General features: G+C 62.0%; 23 protein-coding genes. 11 read left to right on the top strand and 12 right to left on the bottom strand.

All coding sequences use genetic code 11. The features are described 5' to 3' along the window. The 3 genes from A3A9_RS0121355 to A3A9_RS0121345 all read right to left on the bottom strand — a co-directional run bounded on the left by A3A9_RS0121355 (position 1) and on the right by A3A9_RS0121345 (position 3,296). A complete protein-coding gene (locus tag A3A9_RS0121355; RefSeq protein WP_027060591.1) occupies positions 1 to 1,116 on the bottom strand; it encodes an ABC transporter substrate-binding protein in 1,116 nt (371 codons plus the stop codon). 67 nt (positions 1,117 to 1,183) lie between these two features. Beyond that, positions 1,184 to 2,278: an ABC transporter ATP-binding protein gene (locus A3A9_RS0121350; RefSeq protein WP_027060590.1), complete on the bottom strand. Its 1,095-nt coding sequence runs from the start codon at positions 2,276 to 2,278 to the stop codon at positions 1,184 to 1,186. A gap of 121 nt (positions 2,279 to 2,399) precedes the next feature. Beyond that, a complete protein-coding gene (locus A3A9_RS0121345) occupies positions 2,400 to 3,296 on the bottom strand; it encodes a LysR substrate-binding domain-containing protein (RefSeq protein ID WP_027060589.1) in 897 nt (298 codons plus the stop codon). A gap of 75 nt (positions 3,297 to 3,371) precedes the next feature. On the opposite strand from A3A9_RS0121345, the gene A3A9_RS0121340 reads away from it, so the two are divergent. The 6 genes from A3A9_RS0121340 (at position 3,372) to A3A9_RS0121315 (ending at position 11,028) form a co-directional block, all read left to right on the top strand. Next, positions 3,372 to 4,958: a peptidase M20 gene (locus A3A9_RS0121340; protein ID WP_027060588.1), complete on the top strand. Its 1,587-nt coding sequence runs from the start codon at positions 3,372 to 3,374 to the stop codon at positions 4,956 to 4,958. A gap of 39 nt (positions 4,959 to 4,997) precedes the next feature. Next, entirely contained in the window at positions 4,998 to 5,930 is a 933-nt protein-coding gene (locus A3A9_RS0121335; protein WP_027060587.1) for a dimethylarginine dimethylaminohydrolase family protein, read from the top strand. A gap of 221 nt (positions 5,931 to 6,151) precedes the next feature. Next, positions 6,152 to 8,305 carry a transglycosylase domain-containing protein gene (locus A3A9_RS0121330; protein ID WP_027060586.1) on the top strand — a complete coding sequence of 718 codons (2,154 nt, stop codon included), beginning with the start codon at positions 6,152 to 6,154 and terminating at the stop codon, positions 8,303 to 8,305. A 103-nt stretch (positions 8,306 to 8,408) separates the two neighbouring features. Beyond that, positions 8,409 to 8,993, top strand: a complete 585-nt coding sequence (locus tag A3A9_RS0121325; RefSeq protein ID WP_027060585.1) for a DUF1214 domain-containing protein — start codon at positions 8,409 to 8,411, stop codon at positions 8,991 to 8,993. Beyond that, positions 8,986 to 9,555, top strand: coding sequence for a DUF1254 domain-containing protein (locus A3A9_RS0121320; RefSeq protein ID WP_027060584.1), 570 nt, complete (start codon positions 8,986 to 8,988; stop codon positions 9,553 to 9,555). Before A3A9_RS0121325 ends, A3A9_RS0121320 begins: the two co-directional genes overlap by 8 nt. Positions 9,556 to 9,993: 438 nt before the next feature. Continuing rightward, positions 9,994 to 11,028, top strand: a complete 1,035-nt coding sequence (locus tag A3A9_RS0121315) for a hypothetical protein (RefSeq protein ID WP_027060583.1) — start codon at positions 9,994 to 9,996, stop codon at positions 11,026 to 11,028. Here the strand turns inward: A3A9_RS0121315 and A3A9_RS0121310 are convergent. The 3 genes from A3A9_RS0121310 to A3A9_RS0121300 form a co-directional block, all read right to left on the bottom strand. Beyond that, positions 11,006 to 11,353 carry a DUF1491 family protein gene (locus A3A9_RS0121310; protein ID WP_027060582.1) on the bottom strand — a complete coding sequence of 116 codons (348 nt, stop codon included), beginning with the start codon at positions 11,351 to 11,353 and terminating at the stop codon, positions 11,006 to 11,008. The two genes, A3A9_RS0121315 and A3A9_RS0121310, sit on opposite strands and share 23 nt — an antisense overlap. Before the next feature lie 70 nt (positions 11,354 to 11,423). After that, positions 11,424 to 12,239, bottom strand: a complete 816-nt coding sequence (locus tag A3A9_RS0121305) for a peptidoglycan-binding domain-containing protein (RefSeq protein WP_027060581.1) — start codon at positions 12,237 to 12,239, stop codon at positions 11,424 to 11,426. Next, positions 12,214 to 13,962, bottom strand: a complete 1,749-nt coding sequence (locus tag A3A9_RS0121300; protein ID WP_027060580.1) for a PAS domain-containing sensor histidine kinase — start codon at positions 13,960 to 13,962, stop codon at positions 12,214 to 12,216. The genes A3A9_RS0121305 and A3A9_RS0121300 overlap by 26 nt, the downstream gene beginning before the upstream one ends. A 533-nt stretch (positions 13,963 to 14,495) precedes the next feature. Between A3A9_RS0121300 and A3A9_RS0121295 the strand changes: the two genes are divergently transcribed. Together A3A9_RS0121295 and A3A9_RS0121290 are read left to right on the top strand one after the other, a co-directional pair. Next, the gene (locus A3A9_RS0121295) at positions 14,496 to 14,846 is read left to right on the top strand and encodes a DUF5330 domain-containing protein (protein WP_027060579.1); all 351 of its coding nucleotides are present in this window, start codon (positions 14,496 to 14,498) and stop codon (positions 14,844 to 14,846) included. A gap of 101 nt (positions 14,847 to 14,947) precedes the next feature. Then, positions 14,948 to 15,376, top strand: coding sequence for a SufE family protein (locus tag A3A9_RS0121290; protein WP_027060578.1), 429 nt, complete (start codon positions 14,948 to 14,950; stop codon positions 15,374 to 15,376). 86 nt (positions 15,377 to 15,462) lie between these two features. Here the strand turns inward: A3A9_RS0121290 and A3A9_RS0121285 are convergent, their stop codons facing one another. Beyond that, entirely contained in the window at positions 15,463 to 15,888 is a 426-nt protein-coding gene (locus A3A9_RS0121285; RefSeq protein WP_027060577.1) for a MucR family transcriptional regulator, read from the bottom strand. A gap of 206 nt (positions 15,889 to 16,094) precedes the next feature. Then, on the bottom strand, positions 16,095 to 16,394 hold the full coding sequence (locus A3A9_RS45270; protein WP_082222163.1) for a hypothetical protein: 300 nt from the start codon (positions 16,392 to 16,394) through the stop codon (positions 16,095 to 16,097). Positions 16,395 to 16,494: 100 nt separating this feature from the next. Between A3A9_RS45270 and A3A9_RS0121280 the strand changes: the two genes are divergently transcribed. The 3 genes from A3A9_RS0121280 (at position 16,495) to A3A9_RS0121270 (ending at position 19,796) form a co-directional block, all read left to right on the top strand. Then, positions 16,495 to 18,618: a S9 family peptidase gene (locus A3A9_RS0121280; RefSeq protein ID WP_027060576.1), complete on the top strand. Its 2,124-nt coding sequence runs from the start codon at positions 16,495 to 16,497 to the stop codon at positions 18,616 to 18,618. Further along, entirely contained in the window at positions 18,615 to 19,241 is a 627-nt protein-coding gene (locus A3A9_RS0121275; RefSeq protein ID WP_027060575.1) for a LysE family translocator, read from the top strand. Before A3A9_RS0121280 ends, A3A9_RS0121275 begins: the two co-directional genes overlap by 4 nt. Before the next feature lie 165 nt (positions 19,242 to 19,406). Then, entirely contained in the window at positions 19,407 to 19,796 is a 390-nt protein-coding gene (locus A3A9_RS0121270) for an SET domain-containing protein (protein WP_027060574.1), read from the top strand. A gap of 7 nt (positions 19,797 to 19,803) precedes the next feature. Here A3A9_RS0121270 and A3A9_RS0121265 read toward each other — a convergent pair whose 3' ends face one another. From A3A9_RS0121265 to A3A9_RS0121250, 4 genes are all read right to left on the bottom strand, one after another. Then, entirely contained in the window at positions 19,804 to 20,751 is a 948-nt protein-coding gene (locus tag A3A9_RS0121265) for a cytochrome c (RefSeq protein ID WP_027060573.1), read from the bottom strand. An 8-nt stretch (positions 20,752 to 20,759) separates the two neighbouring features. After that, positions 20,760 to 21,197: a c-type cytochrome gene (locus A3A9_RS0121260; RefSeq protein ID WP_027060572.1), complete on the bottom strand. Its 438-nt coding sequence runs from the start codon at positions 21,195 to 21,197 to the stop codon at positions 20,760 to 20,762. Between the two features lie 163 nt (positions 21,198 to 21,360). Then, entirely contained in the window at positions 21,361 to 21,960 is a 600-nt protein-coding gene (locus tag A3A9_RS0121255) for a superoxide dismutase (protein ID WP_027060571.1), read from the bottom strand. A 107-nt stretch (positions 21,961 to 22,067) separates the two neighbouring features. Next, positions 22,068 to 22,946: a branched-chain amino acid aminotransferase gene (locus A3A9_RS0121250; RefSeq protein ID WP_027060570.1), complete on the bottom strand. Its 879-nt coding sequence runs from the start codon at positions 22,944 to 22,946 to the stop codon at positions 22,068 to 22,070. Between the last annotated feature and the right edge of the window lie 15 nt (positions 22,947 to 22,961).

Below are 22,961 nucleotides of genomic sequence, written 5' to 3'. Positions count from 1 at the left end.
TCAGGCGGAGATGATCTTGGTGTATTCGTCGAGCGCCGCGCCGTAGTTCTTGGCGTACCAATCCATGTCGAGCGCGATCTGCTTCTTCATATTGTCCGGATCGACGGGGTTGATGCGCTTCTTGTCAGCGGGGATCAGTGCGTCGGTGGCCGGATTGGCCGGGCCCTGGCCGAGCTTGTCGAACATGATGAGCTGCTTTTGCGGATCCTGGGCGCTCGCAATAAATTTCATCGCCGCATCCTTGCCGCCAGGGTTGCCCTTGAGCACGGCCAACGCACCGGGCGAGATCAGGCCCTGATCCCAGATGAACTTGATCTTGCCGCCCGAGTCCTGCTCGATCAGCGAGGCGCGCGTCGACCAGACGATAGCCATCGAGGCTTCACCGTTGAGCAGCACGCTCTGGCTCTCGGCGCCGCCGCCCCAATAGGCGACAACGTTTTCCTTGAAGGCGGCGATCTTGTCATGCGCACGCTTGAGGTCGAGCGGGTAGAGCGAAGCCGGCGCGATGCCGTCGGCCAGAAGGGCTGCCTCCCAGCTAGATACACCCCATTTGTAGAGCGAGCGTTTGCCGGGGAATTTCTTCACGTCGAAGAAGTCCGCCATGCCGGTCGGGGCCTCCTTGCCGTATTTCTCCGAATCATAGGCGATGATGTAGGAGAAGAAATAGGTCGAGGCGGCATAGTCCCAGCCGAAGCCCGGCCGCATCTTCTTCTTGTCGACGATGTTGTAGTCGATCGGCTCCAGCGCACCCTGGGCGCCGAGCGTGATGGCCGAGAACGGATCGACGTCGACCAGATCCCAGGTCGGGGCGCCGCTCTTGAACTGCGCCGAGATGGCGCCTTCGGTCGGGCCCGAGCCGTCCATCTTCACGGTAATGCCGGTGTCCTTGGTGAAGGCCTGGCCGTAGGCGGCATCGTAAGCCGTGATGGCGTCGCCACCCCAATTGACCAGCACCAGTTCCTTGGCCTGCGCGAAGGCACCGGTCGAGCGCAGCAGCATTGGCGTGCCGGCGAGCACGAGGGCCGCGAGCTGCGTGAATTGGCGGCGCGAGATCTCGCCTCGGCCTGCCCTGGCCGACAGGCCGTCGATGGCTTGTTTCTTGGTATCGTTTGTCATGTCAGTTCCCCTTTTTGTCGTTGATCGTTCCCGGAAGCCTGTGTGTCCCATCGGTCCACGCTGGCGGTCATTGTCCTCCGTCCGGAAGGAGGAAACCCTTTTCCGCCGGCCAGGTCAGCCAGACGGAATTGCCTTTGCTCAGCGCTGCCGCCGCGACCTCATTGGGCACCGAGACGGTCACCTTGGCGCCCTGGCGTGTGGTGAGATCAAGCTTGGTCGCGGCGCCCAGATAGGTCGAGGCGGTGGCGGTCGCGGCAATGCCGTTCTCGCCGACCGCCGCTTCGCGCGCGATCGACATGTGTTCGGGCCGGATCGCCAGGATCGCGTCACCAAGGACTTTCTCGGCCTTGCAGTGCATGTTGACCGCGCGGTCCTCGCAGAGGCCCGTGGAGCCATTGTCGGCGGGCTGGACCCCCTTCAGCGGCAGCATGTTGATCTCGCCGAGGAACTCGGCGACGAAGCGGTTGTCCGGCCGGTCATAGACTTCGTCCGGCGCGCCGACCTGCAGCAATTTGCCATGGTTGAAGATGGCGACACGCGATGACAGCGCCAGCGCCTCACTCTGGTCATGGGTGACAAAAACGAAGGTAGTGCCGGTTTCCTGGTGCAGGCGCTTCATTTCGGCCTGCATCTGGCCGCGCAGGCTCTTGTCCAGCGCCGAGAACGGCTCGTCGAGGAGCAGCACGCCCGGTTCGAACACAAGCGCCCGGGCAAGCGCCACGCGCTGCTGCTGGCCGCCGGAAAGCTGCGACGGCAGTTTCTTCTCATGACCGATCAGACCGACGCGCTCGATCATCTCGCCGACACGCTTCTTGATCTCGGAGGCCGATTTCTTGCGGACCTTGAGCGGGAAAGCGATGTTGGCCTCGACGCTCATATGCGGGAACAGCGCATAGCCCTGGAACACCATGCCGGCGGCGCGCTGTTCGGCCGGGCGGTCGGTGATGTCGGTGCCGTCGCTGAACAGCTTGCCTTCGGTCGGCTGCACGAAGCCGGCCAGGATCATCAGGAAGGTGGTCTTGCCCGAACCGGAGGGACCGAGCAGCGTCAGGAACTCGCCGCGGCCGATGTTGAGCGACAGATTGTCCAGCGCACGGAACGAGCCGAAGCTCTTGCCGATCCCGATTGCCTTGATCTCCGCGGCCCGGCCGGGTTGCTGCATCCTGCCTCTTCCTCAGTGCCAAGAGGAAATCGTAGGCAGGCTGGCGGCTCACCGCAACCGAATAGTTTTCGCCTGATCGGCAAATTTCATTCATCTATGGCGAGCTGGCGCCACCCTGCCCTCAATAGGGCTGAATGCGATTTTCCGACAGCTTCGACCTTAGCCATCCCGCGAAGGCGTCCAGCACCGGATGCGAGGCCTTGGCATGTTCGGACACCAGGAAATAAGAGCGCGGCGACTTGATGGCGATGTCGAACGGCCTGACCAGCCGGCCTTCGCTGAGGGCGCGCCGGCTGGTCAATTCGTCGCCCATGGCAATGCCCTGGCCGGCAATCGCCGCCGAAAAAACGAGGTTCATGTCGGAGAAGAAGATGCCGCCCTCAGTGTCGGGGTTTTCCACCTTCGACAGCGCCAGCCAGCGCGCCCAATCCTCGGTGTCGTCGAGATGCAGCAGATTGGCGCGCAGCACGTCCGCCGGCTTGGAAAAGCCACCGACCTTGTTGAGCAGCGTCGGGCTGCAGAGCGGCGTGAACGAGATCTCGCAGAGTGGCTCGACCAAGCGGTTCGGCCAATTGCCGACACCGAAAGCGATGAAGGCGTCAGCCTCCGCATTGCTGACATCGTCGAGCCGCCTGGGCGTAAGGATGCGCAACGCCACGTCAGGATACATCTGCCGGAACTCGCCGATATGGGTGCATAAAAACAGCGAAGCGAAGCCTGGCGTGCAGGAAACGGCGAACGAGCCGCCGACGCCGGTGCCGGCATCGCGCGTCACCGCGTCACCCAGCACGGTCAGCGCCTTGCGCACATCGCTGGCGTAGCGCTGACCACGCGGGGTGAGTGCAACGCCCTTGCCGATGCGCTCCAGCAGATCGAAGCCGAGATCGCGTTCAAGCAGCCGCAATTGATGGCTGACCGCACTGCGGGTGAGGTGCAGTTCGTCGGCGGCACGCCAGACGCTGCCGTGGCGGGCGAAACTGTCGAGGGCGCGCAGCGCTTGCGTGGACGGAATTCTCAAGAGGTGAACCGAATTTGCACGAACCGGGAAAACATATCACTTTTTGGCGAGGCGCTTCACTGCTTTCTTTGACACATGGACAAAGCGGTGACGACATCCGCGCAAGAGACTGCGCTCGCTTGCATCGACGGCATCCAGCCGTCGCTGTCGGCATGGACGCGCACCATTTTCGATTTCGGCGAGACCGCCTGGCGCGAATACCAGTCGGCCGCCTGGTACGTAGCGCGGCTGAAGCATGAGGGGTTTTCCGTTGAGGAAGGCTCGGGCGGCATGCCGACTGCGTTCTGTGCCCACTGGACCAATGGCGCCGGGCCGACAATCGGAATGTATGCCGAATATGACGCGGTGCCCGGCAATTGCCAGGACGCGGTGACGGTGAAGCAGCCGCGGCCCGGCCTTGGCGTCGAGGCCGGCGGCCACACCGATCCGCATTCGGGGCTCGGCATGGCAAGCGTCGGCGGCCTGTTGGCCACCAAGGCCGCCATGCAGCGCCACGGCATTCCAGGCACACTGCGCTTCACCGGCGAGCCGGCGGAGAAGGTTCGCGGCTCGAAGCCGATCCATGCGACAAGGGGCTATTATGATGGCCTTGCCGGCATGATTTCCTTCCATCCCTTCTACATGCTGCCGCTCTGCAACACGGCGCGCTGGGATACGCATTGCGGTGCCGCCTACGCCATGATCTACCGCTTCATCTGCGACGAACCCGAAAATTGGGTTCGCGCAGGCGATGGCGCACCGATCCCGCAGGCGCATTCGGCGGTCCGCGCCCCCGGCGCCAATGATGCGCTGATGACGATGTACATGGCTTCCAAGGCGCTGCGCGATTCCATGTTACCGCATCAAGGTGGATGGTCGATCAGCGAGGCGATCCTGACCGCTGGCCAGGCAACCGCCGACAATCTGCCGGCGGGCCTGTCCGAGATCCAGTACATGATCCGCGTACCGACCATTGCCATGGCTGAGCAGGTCACATCAGTGCTCGACCGCAATGCCGCCGCCGCCGCCAGCATGAGCGGCTGCCGCTATGAGCGCCACTGGGTGTCGAAGTCGCGGCCAGGGCTGGCCAACCATGCCATGGCCGAGATCGCCTATGAAGCGCTGTCGACGGTCGGCCCGCCGCGCTGGGACGAGGCCGCCAGGGCGATCGCGCGCGAAATCCAGGTCAATGCCGGAGCTACCGCGACCGAGAACCCGTTCATCGACGAGCTGGAGCGGCTGATTTCGCCACAAGACGCCGAGGCGATCCTGCGACGCGACCTGCCACCCTCGCAGGTGAATTCGACCTCCGACGACTACACCGACATAAGCTGGCATGCGCCGACGGCACGCTTCTATGTCGCGCGCCCGGCGCTGCGCTCGGCAAATGGCCACGCCTATCCATCCTGGGTGATGAATGCACTGGGCGGTATTTCCGCCACCATAGACCCGATGGTGACCTGCGCGGCCAAGACCGTCGCGCTGGCGGCGCTGCGCCTGCTCGAGGACAAGACCGCCCGCGACGCGGCGATGGACGAATTCGTCACCCGCACCGGAGGCGGCGTTGGTGGCACGAACTGGATCGCGCCGCTCTGCGACTACGAACCGCCGATCAATTTCCGCTGGCCGGAATATGTCACCACCGCGCGCGGCCGCGACTGGTGGATCCCAAGCAATGCATGACCGACCAACTCTTGAGAACAAGCCCACGAGGAGAACTCCATGACCGTTCATGATCGCATCGTCGCCGAGCCGTTTTCGCTGCAGCGCCGCAATCCGGCCGGCGGCACCAAGCCGCTGACATCATGGGGCTTCGCCAACGAGACCGACGTGTTGACCGACGTGCTGCTCGGCTCACCCAATTTCCTGCGCCATCTGTCGACCAGTTCGCTGTCGCGAAAACATCTGCGCGAGGCACCCTGCAACGTTCAGATCGCGCAGGCGCAGCACAAGGACCTGGTCGCGGCCTATGAGCATTTCGGCGTCAACATCCACTGGCACGAGCCGACGCCGGAACTGCCGATGCAGGTCTATTCCCGCGATTCCAGCGTCATGACCCCCTACGGCGCCTTCATCACCGCGATGGCCAACTGGTGGCGGCGCGGCGAAAACTACGCCGCCATCCGCACCTACGAAAAGCTCGGCATCCCGATCTACGACATGGTCACCGCAGGTACTTTCGAGGGCGGTGACTTCAACGTCATCGAGGAGGGCGTGGTACTGATCGGCTGCGGCGGTGCCCGCACGCAGGAGGAAGGTGCCCGCCAGGTGCAGTCCTGGTTCGAGAAAGAGGGCTGGGAGACGCGTCTCGCCTTCATCGACGAATACTATGTCCATATCGACCTGATGGTGGTGCCGATCGCCGAAAAGCTCACCGCCGTCTGCCTCGCCTGCACCGAGCCCGGCATCGTCGACTGGCTGAAGGGCAAGGGCCACGAGATCATCGACGTGCCGTTCCAGGACACGATGGCGCTCGGCTGTAACTTCATGTCGCTCGGCAAGGACCGGGTGATCGCACCGACGTCGAGCCAGTCTCTGATCGGGCAGCTCAAGGCGCGCGGCTTCGAGGTCGCGGCCGTTGACATGAGCGAAATCTCCAAGACCGGCGGCGGCATCCACTGCATGGCGCAGGCGCTGAAGCGCGAAGCGGCCTGATAGCCCGATAGCGGAAACTCCCCTGCCCGCCGGATCGAAAATCCGGCGAGCAGGCAGCCATGTCGGCTGTTGACTGCCTTTTCCATCGACAAACCACGCAGCTGTGTCCTCACTGCCCTTGTGAGCGTCCGAAAAATGGATGAATAGTCGCGGCAGGGCGCCGCCCTGAAATTGCCCGCTTGCGGTTTTCAGGTCACGCCACAGCCGAGCCGGGTTTTTGAATGGTCAGCCCTGAACCGCGCAAAAGAAGAGGTCCGATCGCGTCGCGCCTTCTGGCGGTGGATGCCTGGGTCGATTCCTCGCTCTACGAGATCGGTTTCAAGGCGCGCCAGTTCTGGGAAGGCGCCACAATCTTCTCGCGGCGCTTCCGGCTCAAGGGCTGGCGGCGCGGCATCATCGAAGTTTTGAGCGAAGGTTTTACGCTCGGCGCCGGCGGCATAGTGGTGCTGCTGGCGCTGGCGATCCCGGCCTTCCACGATACGACTGGCGACTGGCGCGCCCAGGGCGATTTCGCCGTCACTTTCCTCGACCGCTACGGCAACGAGATCGGCCAGCGCGGCATCATCCAGCGCGACTCCGTGCCGGTCGACGAGATGCCCGACCACGTCATCAAGGCGGTGCTTGCCACGGAGGATCGCCGCTTTTTCGAGCATTACGGCATCGATGTGCTCGGCCTTTCGCGCGCCATCTTCGAGAATGTGCGGGCTAACTCGGTCGTCCAGGGCGGTTCCAGCATCACCCAGCAATTGGCCAAGAACCTGTTCCTAACCAATGAGCGCACCTTCGAGCGCAAGATCAAGGAAGCCTTCCTGTCGCTGTGGCTCGAAGCCAATTTGTCGAAGAAGGAAATCCTGCAGCTCTACCTCGACCGCGCCTATATGGGCGGCGGCACCTTCGGCATCGAAGCGGCGGCCGACTTCTATTTCGGCAAAAGTGTCAAGGATTTGAACCTCGCCGAGGCGGCGATGCTGGCCGGCCTGTTCAAGGCGCCGACCAAATACGCGCCACACAACAACCTGCCGGCAGCGCGCGCCCGCGCCAATGTGGTGCTGTCCAACCTCGTCGATTCCGGCTTCATGACCGAGGGCCAGGTGCTGCAGGCAAGGCTGCATCCGGCCGACGTCGTCGACCGCGGCGAACAGAAGAGCCCTGACTACTACCTCGACTGGGCCTTCGACGAGGTCAAGAAGATCGCCAAGCCGGGGCAGCACTCGCTGGTTGCTCACACCACCTTCGACGCCAACATCCAGAAGGCGGCGGAAGAATCGGTCGAGTTCCACCTGCGCCAGTTCGGCAAGGAGTACAACGTCACCGAAGGTGCCGTGGTGGTCATCGAGACCAATGGCGCGGTGCGGGCGATCGTCGGCGGCCGCGACTACGGCGCCAGCCAGTTCAACCGCGCCACCAAGGCGCTGCGCCAGACCGGCTCGTCGTTCAAGCCCTATGTCTATGCCACCGCGATGGAACACGGTTTTACGCCGAACTCGATCATATCGGGCGGCCCGATCAGCTGGGGCAATTGGTCACCGCACAATTATGCCGGTGAATCCGCCGGCAACATCACGCTGATCATGGCGATGGCCAAGTCGATCAATACGGTGCCTGTGCGGCTTGCCAAAGAATATCTCGGCATCGACCCTATCAAGGCGACGGCGGTTTCCTTCGGCGTCGAGTCCCCTCTCGAGGCACACAAGACGATGGTGCTGGGCACCTCGGGCATGACGGTGATGGACCAGGCGACAGGCTACAGCGTGTTCGCCCAGAACGGTTTCGTCGGTTCCCGCCACGGCATCACGCAGCTCGTCACCCGTACCGGCGAGGTGGTCTACGATTTCGCCAAGGACGCGCCGCCGCCGCACCGCGTGCTGTCCGAGCAGGCGTTGAAATCGATGAACACCATGTTGGCCGCTGTGCCCGTGATGGGCACGGGGCGGCGCGCGCTCATTCCCAACATCGTCGTCGCCGGCAAGACCGGCACGACGCAATCCTACCGCGACGCCTGGTTTGTCGGCTTTACCGGGAATTACACGGCCGCGGTGTGGCTGGGGAATGACGATTTCACCCCGACCAAGAACATGACGGGCGGCACACTGCCGGCAATGGTCTGGCAACGGCTGATGGTTTATGCACACCAGAACATCGACCTGAAGCCGATCCCCGGCATCGACAAACCGTTTGTCGACGAGGAGATCGCGGCCAAGGCAGCTGAAGCGCAGAAGAAGAGCGAGGAACAGGCAGCAGCCGATGCCGCTGCCGAACGCCCGCCGGTGCTGTCCAGCCGGACCACGCAGACTTTGAGGGACATGACCCGGCTGTTCGAGACAGCGCCCCGGCTCGACGCCCCCGCCCCGCCCGAAACGCTTTCGGCGCTGTGATTGCCGCAGCGCAGCAGGATGGGCAATTCCATCACGCCGGCTTGCCACAAGGCCCCGCGCCGCGATATCCCCGAGCTGCAATTCTCCACATGACCGGCTTTTGATGCTCAAGAACGCCTTCCTGATGCTGCTTTCGCTTGCCATAGCCATTGGCGGCGGCGGCGCCAGCGTCTGGTATGCGCTGAAGATCCAGGACGGCGTCGGCGCGATCCGGATCGGCCAATGGACCGCCTTTCCCGACATCGGCACGCCGGCCGCCGACCCCTATTCCAAGGCGCGCGTGGCACGCGAGGGCGTGCTTGCACTAGGCCGCGCCGAAGGCTTGTCCTTCGTCGCGGAAAATGACGCTGCCGGCGATCAGCTCAAGCGGGAATGCACGTACAGGATAGAGGGCGGATTTCCGACGGCCCGCTTCTGGACGCTCTATGCCGCCGATCAATCGCTTGGCGTCGTCGAAACAGGCAAGCCGCGACTTGCCGCGCTTCAGTCCTATGAGGTGCTACGCCAAGCCGACAATTCGGTGATCATTTCTGTCGGCCACCACCCCATGCAAGGCAACTGGCTTTTGACCGACGGTTCGGGGCGGATGTATTTCGTCCTGACCTTCTACGACACGCCGATCGCCAGCAGCACCGGCCTGTCGGACGTCTCGCTGCCCCGGATCGTGAAGGCCGGCTGCGATGCGTAATGTCCTGGCAGCGCTGCGCCGTCTTTTCCATGCCGTCCTACTCGGCCTGGTCGGCGCCGGCATCGTGCACATCGTGGTGCTGCTTCTGGTACCGGAATTTTCGGAACGCGACGCCTGGTCGCGACTGTCGATGGCGTCCGATCTCTACCGGATGAACCGTCTCGATGCCGAGGCGGGCGGCGCGCCGGTGGTGAAATCGGTCGACCCGCTGTTCTACGCCACGGCCTGCCGGTTCGACCTCGAGGAAGGCATGGTCCGCATCAAGGCGCCGGGAAACGTGCCCTTCTGGTCGGTTTCGGTCTATGACCGCAACGGCCACAACATCTATTCCTTCAACGACCATACGGCGACCGGCGGCAAGCTGGATGCCGTGGTGCTGACACCGGCGCAGATGATCGACGTGCGCAAGGACTTGCCTGAGGATCTGCAGGGCGCCATCTTCGTCGAAGCACCCATCGACGAGGGCATCTTTGTCATCCGCAGCTTCGTGCCGGACGACAGCTGGAAGCCGATCGTGTCGCGCTTCCTCGATGAGAGTTCCTGCGAGCTGCAGGATTCCTAGGCCGCTAAACAACGGTCGCGAGCTGTCAACCTGACGGGCCAGGCCGCGGCTTCAGCAGGCTCAGTGATGCGGCATCGGCGTCCGTGGCGATCCCGGCTTGTCTGGCCCGGCAGGCCGCGCATCAGCGGCGCTGGACCGCTCATAGCGGATGCCAGGAAAGATGATCACCGCCGCCGGTATTTCAGCGGTTTGCTTGGCTCGATTGGTTGGTGCCGCTCGCGGCACGAAAGACAGTACCATGCCCATGATTCGCGCATTCCTCTCGGTTTCCCCGGAGCACAACGCAACGCCTCCAAATGTTATTAAGGCCGGCAGAGGGTTAACGGAGCGCTAACGGATCGTCGCTAACTTGATCTTTGTTCTTGGCGATCGCGAAACCGACATAACTCCCGGTTGAGCGTGACCAAGGTTGTGTATCTGTTGTCAGGCGTATCCTTCGTGTCATCTTCGGACTTCAGGCAAATCGCTGTACGAACGGAATCGGGTCGGGCTGAAAGGCTGTTCCGCGCCGCGGTATCGGCGTTCTGTTGCCTCACCCGCCCGTCACGCCGCGAGATCGGCCAGCTCGAGGACCTGACGCTGCCGCTGTTCGATGATGTGTCCGTCGAATCGCGACGCTACGTGGCCGCCGCCCTTTCCGAATGCGAATATGCCCCCGCAGCACTTGTGCGGCGCCTGTGCGAGGAGCCGGTCGATATTGCCGCGCCGCTGCTGATCCGCTCGCGCGCCGTCAGCGATATCGACCTTATCGCGCTGATCGGCCGGCATGGGCTGCCGCATGCGCGCGCCATCGCGCGCCGCAAGGACCTGAACCCGACCATCGCCGATCTGATAAGGGCGCTCGAAAGACCGACGCTGGTGCGGGTGCGGGAACCGGAGGTGCAAGCCCCTACCGCACAAACCGTTGCAACCGCAAAAGCCGAAGCGACCGAAGACAGCGCGACAGAGCAACAATCCTCCGGCATTGCCGCCGAGAATGCGCGGCGCAGGCTGCGCTCCATGATGCGCACCGGCGACGAAGCATCAGCGGCGAAGGTCGATGCGTTCCCCGGTTCGGATACCTATGTCAAGCTGCGCGAGACGGCGCTGACGGGAAACGCCGCGTTCTTCCAGACCGCGCTTGCCGACGCCCTCGACATCGATTTCTCGACCGCCCGCTCGCTGACCGCCAACCAGAACTACGCCTCACTGCTTGCGGCGCTGCGCTCGCTCGACTTCAGCGAAGACAGGGCATTCCTGATCACGGTCGCCATCTATCCGAGCCTATTCCCGCATCCGCAGGCCATCCGCACCTATCTCGACCGCTACCGTCTGCTGCATCGCGATGTGGCTCTGGACAGGGTGCGGGGATGGAAAGCCGAGACGCTGTCCAGGATGGTTCGCGACGCTTCTCCCGCAAATAGCGATAGCCGCGAGGCCTCGAACAGCGACGAAGCCGCTGCTCCCGGCCTCAGGGCGTCTTCACGGAAATAAGTTCCTCGACGGGAACGGTGCCAGCCTCGATCTCGACCACCCAGATGTCGGGGTCAAACTTCTTTTCCCTCTCAAGGCGGGCATCGAGCACGGCTGGATCATCACTGGCAGCGAGAAGGCTGAAGAAGCGATCGTCCGGCTTGGCCGAATCATAACTTGTCTGCGGCGCCGGTCCGTAGAGGGTGATTTCGCCCAGCCTGCCTCGCGCCAGTACGAAAACGGCGCCGGCCTCGGTCGCGCCACGGTTGACCACGGCGGCAAAGCCGCCGGCGCCGAAAACCCGGCGCACCAAGGCAGAAACCCATAAATCCGATGTGACGCGCATGGGAAACTCCGCAAAGTGTGCGGGCTATGTATCTATATTTCAGCTACTGGGCGAGCCGTCGTTTCGGGCCTCAGTTGGTCAGGCCGATCTCACGCATCTTGACGTAGACGATCTCGTCGGGTTCACCGGTCTGCGGCAGGCCGAACAGTGACTGGAATTCCTTGATCGCCGCCTTGGTGCGGGTACCGACGACACCGTCCAGCCGCATGTCGTCATTGCCGAATGCCTTCAGACCGGCCTGGATCTTGACGATGCGGGGATCGGGTCCCTCGATTGGGGCGGCGTTCGTCGGCCCCGAATTCGTCTGGCCGGAATTCGTCTGCCCGGAATTCGTCTGCAACGACACCGGAACAGCGGCTGGCGATACGTCGGGACGTGGCTGCGGTTTCGGCACGGCAGCAGTCTTCGGCCTTGCGCCAAGCTGATCCAGCAGCAGCGCGTCGATCTCGCCGGAAGCGTTGAGCCCGACCTTCTGCTGATAGGCCTGGATGGCCTTGCGCGTGTTGGGGCCGGAAATGCCGTCGACCGTGCCCGGATAGAAATCGAGATCCTTCAAGATGCCTTGCACCTGCTCGACCACCGGATCGCCCTTCATCGGTGCGGGTGCCGCATTCGGCCGCTCGATGTTGATCGTCGTCTCCGGCTCGTCGGCGGCGGCGTGCGGAACACCCTGGAAGGTGCGGGTGGCGAAGAACGCCCCAGCATGCGGGAAAGGCTGATACCACAGCGCATTGGCCGAGACATAGAACAGCGTCACCAGGAATGCGGTCGATCCGCCCACCAGGACGGGATTGCGCGAAATCATCCCGCCGACGGCGATGGCGCCGTCCTGAAAAGCGTTGCTGCGGCGCTTGACCGCCTTAGGCTGTTTTGCGGAGCGAGCCATTTCTGTCCCCTTTCGCCCTCGTCACCGGCATCGTCAGCACCCCTGCCTGGTTGGCCGGGCGCCCTTTCGGCCCGTTGACCGGCAGGCTGATGGTCACCGTGGTGCCCTCACCCGGCATGCTTTCGATCGACATGGTGCCTTCGTGCAGTGCCACCAGACCCTTCACCAGTGACAGGCCAAGACCGGTCCCCTCGAAACGGCGGGTATAGTCGTTCTGGATCTGCATGAAGGGCTTGCCGAGATTGGCGAAATCCTCCTCGGCAATGCCGATGCCGGTATCCCTGACCCAGAAATGCAGGCGCGAGCCTATCCGCTTGGCGCCGACGACGACATCGCCGCCGTCGGGTGTGAACTTGATCGCGTTGGAGACGAGGTTGATCAGGATCTGCTGCACGGCGCGGCGATCCGCATTGATGTCGCCGGCGTCGGGAGCGATCTGCGCCTGCAGGTCGATGTTCTTTGCCTGCGCCTGCAGCCGCATCATCGACTGGCACATGTCGACAGCTTCCATGAACCGGAACGGCTCCGGTTCGGTCGCGTAGGCGCCCGATTCGATCCTCGATACGTCGAGTATGGATGTCACGACGGCCAAAAGGTGTTGGCCCGAATCCCGCACCAGGGTGACATATTCCTTCTGGCGCGGATCCTTGAAGGCGCCGAACATCTCATGCAGCAGCATGTCCGAGAAGCCGATGATCGCGTTCAATGGCGTGCGCAGCTCATGGCTTACCACCGCCAGGAACCGTCCCTTGGCCACTTCAGCGGCGACCGCTGCCTCATTGGCTTCTGCCAGTTCTTCGCGCAGCCGGGCAGTCTCGTCATTCTCGCGCAGGACCAGCGTGAAGACGTCGCTATGTTCCACACCGCGCACCAGTTCCAGCAGGAATGGCCGGTAATTGTCGGCCGCCAGGCGATTGTCATTCTGGCCGTTGCCATTCTGAGGCAGCCTGATGCGCAACTCGAGGCGGCGCGACAGGGCGCCATCACGCATGTCGGCCAGGGCGCTGAGATAGCAGACGCGGTCTGACAGGTGGACGCGGTCGAAGAAGCCGGTTCCGCAAAGCAGTTCCGGCGGCAACTTCAAAAGCGTGCGCGCCCTGGCGGACGCATCGAGCACCTCGCCTTGGCGGGCGACGCGAAAAACCACCGCATCGATGATGTCTTCCAGCCTATCAACGCTATCCAGCGTGTCGGCTGCACCGGCGGTGTGGCGAAACGCCGACAGGCGCGGGACCATCGTCAACGCCCAGGCCAATGGCACCAGCCAGTGCCAGGCAGCGATCTGCGCGCCCGCGATTGGCATAAAGGCCGCGGCCAGCGGCTGAAGAGCAATGGCGACAATGGCCGAAACAGCCCCCCACAGGGCCGTACGCCGCGAGGCGCCGATCCACCAGGCTTCGAAGGGCAGCGCCACGGCGAGCATGGCGACAGGAGAACTCAACCCGCCGGCGGCGGCGATGAGACCGCCAAGAGCAACAGCCGCCATCGCCAGGGCGATCCGCGCCGCCACGGCCATCTTGCCGGTCGCTGCCACCAGCAAGGCGACGAACCAGCACAGGCCGAAGGCTGAGAAGATGGCCACCATGGTGACCGCGGCACCCATGCCCGATGTGACCAGCGTGACCGCAGCGCCGGCGGCAAAGAACGGCGCCGCCAGCATGACGCCGATGAAGCGGCGCTGGCGCTCGCGGTCGCTCTGCCCAAGAATGGAGGGATGGACCATACGTTCGCAACCGGCGGCAATCGCGCCAGGCAATTCAGCGTATCTGGCCTTGATCAAACTCAACTCAACGCACTCGCACTCGTCGTGAACAGCACTGCTTTTGCAGATTCTTTTGATTGCCTCTGAAACTCTCATCCAGCGTTTAAGGAATGGATAAGGCAGGGCCGACCAACGCCCGGCCTGCGGCAAATATCGGGACGCTCGCTGCCGAAAACCCGTGCAAATGCCGCCATAGTAAATGGAGCGTTATCCGCCAACGCCTGCCGTCGGCGGACCATGGGCGGGAAGAGAGCCGCCCGAACTCAAGAAAACTGCAATGCAAACAACCAGATAAATGGTTATCGGATGGTAACGCGAATGGTCCCGATATGAAACAAATCGGTTGCAACACGCTTCCTTTCGGATTTGCCTAAAATTTGAGGAAAATTCTCGTCTAACTTGCAAGCCGTCCTTTGTGCCTGTGTGCCAACATCCTGCCCATAAAAGAGGTCATGCCATGTGATGCATGATCCGGTCACGACGAGAGGCAAGGCATGTTCTTCCTGATAAGAATGGCTTTCTGGTTTTCACTTGTGCTGCTGGCGCTGCCGCTGAGTGTCGGTTCCGACGAGCCGGGGCAGGAAAGCGTCGGGCCGATCCAGGCCCTGTTCGCGGCACGCGATGCGGTGGGCGATATTGCCGGCATCTGCGAGCGCAAACCCGATGTCTGTGAAACCGGCAAGTCGGCGATGCACACCATCACCGCGCGTGCCAAGGAGACGGCCAAGATCGCGGCAGCCATGCTGGACGACAAGTCCGCCGGCCCAGACACCTCGACAACGACAGGCAGCGTGCCGGAAGAAATCGTCCTGCCCGAGACCGTCAACCTGCCGATAAGGAATTAAGCCGTCTCGACGGCACACCGCGGGCCGTCTGCCCTCTCGACGCCCGCGGTGTCTTTGTTTTTCTCGTGACGCGGCGCTGCCGCGTGACTATATCCGGGATCATGACGACCACGATCCAGACGATCCGCGACGATTTTTCGTTCCTTGATGAATGGGAAGACCGCTACCGCTATGTGATCGAACTGGGCGAGGCGCTGCCGCCATTTCCCGATGAGCAGCGCAATGCCGCCAACAAGGTGCCAGGTTGTGTCAGTCAGGTCTGGCTGACCACCCAACGCGGGCCGGGCAGCGATCCGGTCATCACCTTCACCGGCGATTCGGACGCCCATATCGTGCGCGGGCTGGTCGCTATCATGCTGGCGCTGTTTTCCGGAAAGACCGCCAGCGAAATCCAGAAAACCGATGCCGAAGCAACGCTAAAAGAGCTCGGCCTGGACGAGCACCTGTCGCCGCAGCGCGCCAATGGCCTTCGCTCGATGGTCAAGCGCATCAAGCGCGATGCCGAAGTGGCACTCGCGCAGACCGCCTGACGCCCTCCGGCCGGCCAACGGCCCTCACAAAATCAAACGGCGCCCGAAAGCGCCGTTGATTCAGCTTTGACCTGACAAAGCAGCGATTACCGCGTCTTGCGCTTGCGGCCAAGGCCCATTTTCTTGGCGAGCTGCGAGCGGGCCGCGGCGTAGTTCGGCGCAACCATCGGATAGCTCGGGTCAAGATTCCACTTTTCGCGATACTGGTCCGGCGTCAGGTCATAGTGGGTCATCAGGTGACGCTTGAGCGACTTGAACTTCTTGCCGTCTTCAAGACAGACAATATAGTCGTCATGAACCGAGCGCTTCGGGTTGACAGCCGGCTTCTGCTTGTCGGCAGGGGGCTGTTCGGTGGTTCCGCCCACACGCCCGAGAGCGGCATGGACATCGGATATGAGGTTCGGCAGTTCGCCGACCGGCACGGGATTGTTGCTGACATAGGCGGCCACCACATCGGCGGTCAACTCGATCAGCGCATCGTTGTTTCTGGAAGGTGTTTCGACAATATCCATGATCTTCAGGCCCCAACAAGAGTTACGTCGATCTGCGCCCTTTTTTACAGACAGGGCATTGCACGAATTTTGTGCAGGTAGATTTCCTGCGATTCGTATCGCGGGCACATCAATGCGACCATAAAGCAAGTAAGTCAATTCGGTCTCTGCATTATATTTAAGGATGTTGATCAACTATTCGCGGATCAGCTTCAATCTTTCGTGCATCATGTAATTTTTCGATATTTCGCACGCCAAACCGGCAAAGCCTGACGTAACGTCAGTCCCTCGTTACATTCGCGATAACTCACAAAGCAGGTTTCAATGCTCTGGTTTGCTTTGCTATCGCGCCGACAGTCTTGGTTGTTCACATCTGTCCACAAAACCACAGGTTGCCGCGCATCACACACAAACAAGAGAGCTGCCTGCCGCCGGCCTGGGGCCAATCGATGGCGGTCAATCAATATAGGTGATGTATTTTGCCATAGGCCCACGTTGAGCGTGTCGCCGACCAGCACATTGGCCACTTGCCAAGCCGCGAATACGGTCGCATGAGGCTGCGGCCCTTGAACCCGCCCTGACCGGCGTATTCACTGCCCACTCAAGATATTTCCCAAGCGAGACGCAATGACCAAGACTTCCATGTTTCCGATCGCCAGCCCGCCAACACCCGAAAAGCGGCCGGTCTTCGACACACATCACGGCATCACGCGGACCGATGAATATGCCTGGCTGCGGGCCGACAACTGGCAGGAGATGTTCCGGGACCCTTCCCTGCTCGATGCAGGGATCCGCGCCGAACTCGAAGCGGAAAATGCCTACCAGTCGAAGCTGATGGCCGACACATCAGGCCTGCAAAAGCAACTCTTCAAGGAAATGAAGGCGCGCATCAAGGAAGACGATTCTTCCGTTCCGATGCAGGACGGGCCCTATGCCTACGGTTCTTCCTTCAAGCTCGGCGGCGAGCAGCCACGCTATTTCCGCATGCCACGTGACGGCGGGGCTGAGCAGATCCTGCTCGACGGCGACGCGGAAGCCGAAGGCAAGGCCTATTTCCGGCTGGGCGGTGTCGATCATTCGGCCGATCATCGCAAGCTGTTGTGGGCCTTCGACGACAAGGGTTCCGAATTTTACACGCTGCGCGTGCGCGATCTTGCCGATGGCAAGGAACTGGCGGACCAGATTCCCGCCACCGGTGGTTCAGGTGTGTGGGACGGGGGCAATGACGGGTTCTTCTATACGCGTCTCGACCCCAACCACCGACCATCGAAAGTGCTGTTCCACGCACTTGGACAAAACCCTGAAAATGACCGCCTGATCTACGAGGAAACCGACCCCGGCTTCTTCATGAATGTCGACGGCACCCGCAACAACGAATGGATCATGATCGGCATCAACGATCACGAGACCTCGGAATATCGCCTGTTGAGCGCGAGCGACCCATTTGCCGAACCCAGGCTGGTCTCAGCGCGCGAGATCGGCCTGCAATATGAGCTGGAGGAAGGCGGCGACATCTTCTTCATCCTCACCAATGCTGACGGCGCCAAGGATTTCAAAATTATGACGGCGCCGGCGAGCAATCCGGTCCGCGCCAACTGGCAGGAACTGGTGCCACACGAGCCGGGCCGGCTGATCCTGTCGGTGATCGGTTTCAAGGACCACATGGTGCGGCTTGAACGCAAGGAGGGCCTGCCGCGCATCGTCCTGCACGACCGCACCAGCGGTGAAGAGCATCTTCTGTCTCTCGACGAGGAGGCCTTCTCGCTCGGCCTGTCGGGTTCCTATGAATACGATACCGAGATCATGCGCTTTTCCTATTCGTCGATGACGACGCCGGCGCAGGTGTTCGACTACAACATGCGCACCCGCGAGCGCGTGTTGCTCAAGACCCAGGAAGTGCCGTCCGGCCATGATGCGGACCACTATGTGACAAGGCGGCTGATGGCGCCCGCCGCCGATGGCGAATTGGTGCCGATATCGCTTTTGCACCATCGCGACACGCCGCTCGACGGATCAGCACCCTGCCTGCTCTACGGCTACGGCTCCTATGGCATCACCGTGCCGGCGGCCTTCAACACCAACTGCCTGTCGCTGGTCGACCGCGGCTTCGTCTACGCCATCGCCCATGTCCGTGGCGGCAAGGACAAGGGTTATGGCTGGTACGATGACGGCAAGCGGGCAACCAAGATGAACACCTTCACCGATTTCATCGCCTGCGCGCGCCACCTCGTCGCCGAGCGCTATACCGCGCATGACCGCATTGTCGCGCAAGGCGGATCGGCCGGCGGCATGCTGATGGGCGCCATCGCCAACATGGCGCCCGAAAGCTTCGGCGGCATCGTTGCCGAGGTGCCGTTCGTCGACGTTCTCACCACCATGCTCGACGCGACCTTGCCGCTGACGCCGCCCGAATGGCCGGAATGGGGCAATCCGATCGCGTCGGCCGACGACTACCAGACGATTGCCGCCTATTCCCCCTATGACAATGTCGCGGCACTCGACTATCCGCCGATCCTGGCGCTTGCCGGCCTCACCGATCCGCGCGTCACCTATTGGGAACCGGCCAAATGGGTGGCACGGCTGCGCGACCGCAAGAGCGGCGACAATCCGGTGCTGTTCAAGATCAACATGGATTCCGGCCATGCCGGTGCGTCGGGCCGGTTTTCACGCCTGGAAGAGATTGCCTATACCTATTCCTTCGCACTGAAGGTGACGGGCAAGGCGCAGCTTGCCGAGGAGACCCTCCGATGATCGATCTGTCGACATTGATCGCCTACATCGCCGTCGTGCTCGGCTTTGTCTTTATCCCGGGTCCGGCGACGCTGTTGACGATCGCCCGGGCAACGGGTTCTGGAACGAAGGTCGGGATCGCAACCGGTGCCGGGATCGCGGCCGGCGACATGTTTCACACGGTCATGGCGATGATCGGCATCTCGGCCATCATCGCCGCGTCGGCGACGCTGTTCAGCGTCGTAAAGTATATCGGCGCGGCCTACCTTGTTTACCTCGGCATTCGCGCCATCCTCGAGAAGACGCCGACCGATCCGACCGCCGGCGCGCTCGCGATCCCTGCCGGCAAGGCGTTTCGACAGGCTGTCTTCACCGAGGTGCTCAATCCCAAGACCGCGCCTTTCTTCCTGGCATTCCTGCCTCAGTTCGTGCGGCCCGAAAACGGTTCGGCGATGCTTCAACTGGCGGTATTGGGAACTGTCTTCGTCGTGCTGGGTCTTTTCAGCACAGTCATTTTTGCGGTGAGCGCAGGTCGGCTTGGCAGTTTCCTGCGCAGAAATCCGACAGCGCTGAAATGGCAGGGCAAGGTGGTCGGCGGTATCTATTGTGCCCTTGGCGTCCGCCTGGCCTTGCAACAACGCTGACGCTGGAGAGGCCGGCTTCGGACGGACATCTTCCGGAAGACATTGCGATCATGACTTTTTGAATTCCGCACTGCTCATTTCCGCTCGCAATTGCACCAGCCGCGCGCTAACCAGTGCGCGGCTTTTCGCGAGCCGTGCCTGCCACGTTTTTTACCGGGGTGTACCATGTTGCTCGTCGACGTCTATCTCGACAAATCGCCGATCCAGGGCATCGGTGTGTTTGCCAAGAGCCACATTGCCAAGGGCACGCTAGTCTGGAAGCTCGACCCCCGGTTTGACCGCATCATCGACGTCGAGACCTATGAGGGCGAGAGCGGACCGGTGAAGAACTATCTCGATCGCTATTCCTATCCCGACCGGCGCGATCCGGCCTATATCGTCTTCGAAGCGGACGACGCCCGCTACATGAACCATGACGACGAGCCGAATTGCGATGTCTCCTCGCCCGAGGAAACCTACGCCTTACGCGACATCGCAGCGGGCGAGGAGATGACCTGCAACTACAATCATTTCTTCGAGACGGGTTTTGATTTCCTCGGCGATCGCCACCTGTAATTGATAATCAGCTCGCCGGCTTGCGTGTGGGATAGCCGTTCGGGTGCGGCGGTACAGCCTTGAGATAGGCGGCAATCGCGGCGCGATCGTCTGGTGTCAGCTCAGCCATGTTCCGTTGCACGTCGACCATCGCGCCGCCGACGGAATCGAATTCGGGTGTGAACCCGGTCTCCAGATAGTTGGCGATGTCGGCTTGCGACCAGTTGCCGAAACCACCCCCGCCCGATGTGATGTTCGGCACGACGCCACTGCCTTCGGCGGCCACGGCACCGGCCAACCATTCGCCTTTTTTGGTACCGCCTGCGAAGTCGCGCGGCGTGTGGCATTCGCCGCAATGGCCCGGCCCTTCGACCAGATAGCGGCCGGCCATCACCGGATCAGGCGTGCCGGCTGGCAAGGGAATAACAGGCTGGTCGCTGAGATAGAGTAACTTCCACATGCCGATGCCACGACGGATGTTGAAGGGGAAAACGAGCGAATTATCCGGCGCCTTGCCGGCGACCGCAGGAAGCGTCTTCAGGAAGGCATAGAGATCGGCAATGTCCGACGGCTTCATGCGGGCGTAGGACGCGTAGGGAAAGGCCGGATAGAAATGCTGGCCAGACGGTGAGACGCCCTTCAGCATGGCGTTGGCGAGATCCTCGACCGACCAGGCGCCGATGCCGTCCTTCGGGTCTTGCGAGATGTTGGGCGGAACGAAGGTTCCGAACGGTGTCTTGAGTTCGAGGCCGCCCACGAGTTGAAGCCGCGCATCGCCCTGCGAACCCGGCTTCGCATGGCAGGATGTGCAGCCGCCGGCATAGAAAATGCGCTTGCCCTTGGCGGCATCGCCAGGTCCGAGTTGCGCCAGGACCGTCGTGTCGAGCCTGACCGGCGCCGACAGCAGCCAACCAGCAGCCGCGCCGACGCCGCCCAGAACGAGGGCTACGCCGACGAGTTTCTTCAGCCATGCCATGGCTGAAATCAGCTTTTCTTGACCCTGTAGCCCTGATGGCAGGTGCCGCAATCCGACCCGATCGCGCCGACTTGCGCCTTCAGCGCGCCGACATCGGCGGGAGCCGCCGCGACAGCTGCCTTGACGTCGGCCAGATACTTGTCCTCGACGGCCTTGAAGCCAGCCATGTCTTCCCAGATTTTCGGTCCTGCCGTGGTGTCGCCGGTATCACTGCCTTTCGGAAACAACGCGTCGACATCGAACTTCTCGGCATTTGCTTGCAACGCCTGCAACTGCGTCAGCACGGCAGTGGCATCAAACGGGTCATCGCCCTTGGCCACTTTTGCCAGGCCGCCTACGATCTTTCCGCGTTCCTTCATCAGAGCCTGCCTGTCGAGGATCGGATCGGCAAAGGCGGCCGAACCGGCGAAGGCGAGCATTGAGATGGCGATGACAAGCTTTCTCATTCATTTGGCTCCATGATGAAGGCATTTCAGGACAGGACGTTAACGGATGCGACGAGGGGAATATTCCCTTTCCTCCGACGATTTTTGCCGAGCCTTCGCAGCCACTGACGTCGATGCAGAAAAAGAAAAGCCCCGGGATTGCCGGGGCCTTTCTGACGATCGATTACTTCGCCTTTTCGTAGAGTTCCAGCACATGATCCCAGTTGATCAGGCTGTCGACGAACGCCTCGAGATATTTCGGGCGGGCGTTGCGGTAGTCGATGTAATAGGAGTGTTCCCAGACGTCGACGCCGAGGATCGGCGAGGCGCCATGGACGAGCGGATTCTCGCCGTTCGGGGTCTTCGAGATCGCCAGCTTGCCGTCCTTGACGGAAACCCAGGCCCAGCCCGAACCGAACTGCGTCGTGCCGGCAGCGATGAAATCAGCCTTGAACTTGTCGTAGCCGCCGAGATCGGCGTCGACCGCCTTCTGCAGCGTGCCAGGCAGCTTGTTGCCGCCGCCGCCCTTCTTCATCCACTTCCAGAAATGGATGTGGTTGTAATGCTGCGCGGCATTGTTGAAGAGGCCGGCATTCTTGCCGAACGACTGCTTGACCACCTCTTCGACCGACAGATCGCCAAGGCCGGCTTCAGCGGCCAGCTTGTTGCCGTTGTCGACATAGGCCTTGTGGTGCTTGTCGTGGTGATACTCCAGCGTCTCTTTCGACATGTAAGGCTGCAGGGCCTCGTAGTCGTAGGGCAGAGCGGGCAATTCAAAAGCCATGGGTAGTACTCCCTCGTGGAAAAGTCCGGTGTGGATACCGATTTAAGATAGGTCTGGAATGGATTTGGACAACTCCGGAATGAAGCGTCGGTCGCCTTTTTATCCGCTCACGCGGCGGAAGTCGAATGCGCCCAATCCCAATAGAGTTCGCGCGCCTTCTTGGCCACCGGCCCGGGTTGCAGGTTGCGATCCTCGATGCGCGTGATCGGCACCACCTTGGAATGGTTGCCGGTCGAGAAAATCTCATCCGCTTCGAGGAAATCTCGCACCGACAGCGTCTTTTCCGTGGTTTTGAAGCCATACTCGCCCAGCAGCGTCATCGTGCGCGAGCGCGTGATGCCGGACAGGAAGGTGCCGTTCGGCGCTGGCGTAAAGACATGACCGTCCTTGACCAGGAAGATGTTCGAGGTCCCGGTTTCGGCGACATTGCCCAGCATGTCGAGCACCATCGCATTGTCGAAGCCGCGCATCTTCGCTTCGAGAATGGCACGGCCATTGTTGGGATAAAGGCAGCCGGCTTTGGCGTTGGTCGGCATGGTTTCAATGGTCGGACGCCGGAATGGCGACACAGTCACCGAAAAGCCGGTTGGCGGGATCATCGGCGATTCATAGAGGCAGAGGCAAAAACGGGTCGAGGCCGGATCGGCCGGCACGCCCATGTAGCCGCCATGCTCGGCCCAGTACATCGGCCTGATATAGACCGCCGTCTTGCCGTCGAACTTCTTCAATCCGTCCCAGGTCAGCCCGACGATCTTTTCGGGCGTCATGTTCGGCTTGAGGCCAAGCGCGATCGCCGAGGCGTTCACTCTTTTGGCATGGAGGTCGAGGTCGGGCGCCACGCCCTCGAACCAGCGCGCGCCGTCGAACACGCTGGTGCCAAGCCACATGGCGTGGCTGCGCGGCCCCAGGATGGCGACATTGCCCTCGTACCAGTCGCCGTCGACGAAAGTCCATGTCGCGGATTGCGCCGCTGCCGCCAGTGTCATCGCGTTGTCCCGTTC

This window comes from Mesorhizobium loti CJ3sym, assembly GCF_000472785.1.
GTDB classification, from domain to species: Bacteria; Pseudomonadota; Alphaproteobacteria; order Rhizobiales; family Rhizobiaceae; genus Mesorhizobium; species Mesorhizobium loti_E.
Note: the sequence above shows the minus strand (reverse complement) of the source record. Positions and strands in the feature narration are given on the sequence as shown.

Coding starts and splice junctions, on each gene's coding strand:
- A3A9_RS0121355 (WP_027060591.1), bottom strand. CDS start 1,116: ATGACAAACGATACCAAGAAACAAGCCATCGACGGCCTGTCGGCCAGG.
- A3A9_RS0121350 (WP_027060590.1), bottom strand. CDS start 2,278: ATGCAGCAACCCGGCCGGGCCGCGGAGATCAAGGCAATCGGGATCGGC.
- A3A9_RS0121340 (WP_027060588.1), top strand. CDS start 3,372: ATGGACAAAGCGGTGACGACATCCGCGCAAGAGACTGCGCTCGCTTGC.
- A3A9_RS0121335 (WP_027060587.1), top strand. CDS start 4,998: ATGACCGTTCATGATCGCATCGTCGCCGAGCCGTTTTCGCTGCAGCGC.
- A3A9_RS0121330 (WP_027060586.1), top strand. CDS start 6,152: ATGGTCAGCCCTGAACCGCGCAAAAGAAGAGGTCCGATCGCGTCGCGC.
- A3A9_RS0121325 (WP_027060585.1), top strand. CDS start 8,409: ATGCTCAAGAACGCCTTCCTGATGCTGCTTTCGCTTGCCATAGCCATT.
- A3A9_RS0121320 (WP_027060584.1), top strand. CDS start 8,986: ATGCGTAATGTCCTGGCAGCGCTGCGCCGTCTTTTCCATGCCGTCCTA.
- A3A9_RS0121310 (WP_027060582.1), bottom strand. CDS start 11,353: ATGCGCGTCACATCGGATTTATGGGTTTCTGCCTTGGTGCGCCGGGTT.
- A3A9_RS0121305 (WP_027060581.1), bottom strand. CDS start 12,239: ATGGCTCGCTCCGCAAAACAGCCTAAGGCGGTCAAGCGCCGCAGCAAC.
- A3A9_RS0121300 (WP_027060580.1), bottom strand. CDS start 13,962: ATGGTCCATCCCTCCATTCTTGGGCAGAGCGACCGCGAGCGCCAGCGC.
- A3A9_RS0121295 (WP_027060579.1), top strand. CDS start 14,496: ATGTTCTTCCTGATAAGAATGGCTTTCTGGTTTTCACTTGTGCTGCTG.
- A3A9_RS0121290 (WP_027060578.1), top strand. CDS start 14,948: ATGACGACCACGATCCAGACGATCCGCGACGATTTTTCGTTCCTTGAT.
- A3A9_RS0121285 (WP_027060577.1), bottom strand. CDS start 15,888: ATGGATATTGTCGAAACACCTTCCAGAAACAACGATGCGCTGATCGAG.
- A3A9_RS0121280 (WP_027060576.1), top strand. CDS start 16,495: ATGACCAAGACTTCCATGTTTCCGATCGCCAGCCCGCCAACACCCGAA.
- A3A9_RS0121275 (WP_027060575.1), top strand. CDS start 18,615: ATGATCGATCTGTCGACATTGATCGCCTACATCGCCGTCGTGCTCGGC.
- A3A9_RS0121270 (WP_027060574.1), top strand. CDS start 19,407: ATGTTGCTCGTCGACGTCTATCTCGACAAATCGCCGATCCAGGGCATC.
- A3A9_RS0121265 (WP_027060573.1), bottom strand. CDS start 20,751: ATGGCATGGCTGAAGAAACTCGTCGGCGTAGCCCTCGTTCTGGGCGGC.
- A3A9_RS0121260 (WP_027060572.1), bottom strand. CDS start 21,197: ATGAGAAAGCTTGTCATCGCCATCTCAATGCTCGCCTTCGCCGGTTCG.
- A3A9_RS0121255 (WP_027060571.1), bottom strand. CDS start 21,960: ATGGCTTTTGAATTGCCCGCTCTGCCCTACGACTACGAGGCCCTGCAG.
- A3A9_RS0121250 (WP_027060570.1), bottom strand. CDS start 22,946: ATGACACTGGCGGCAGCGGCGCAATCCGCGACATGGACTTTCGTCGAC.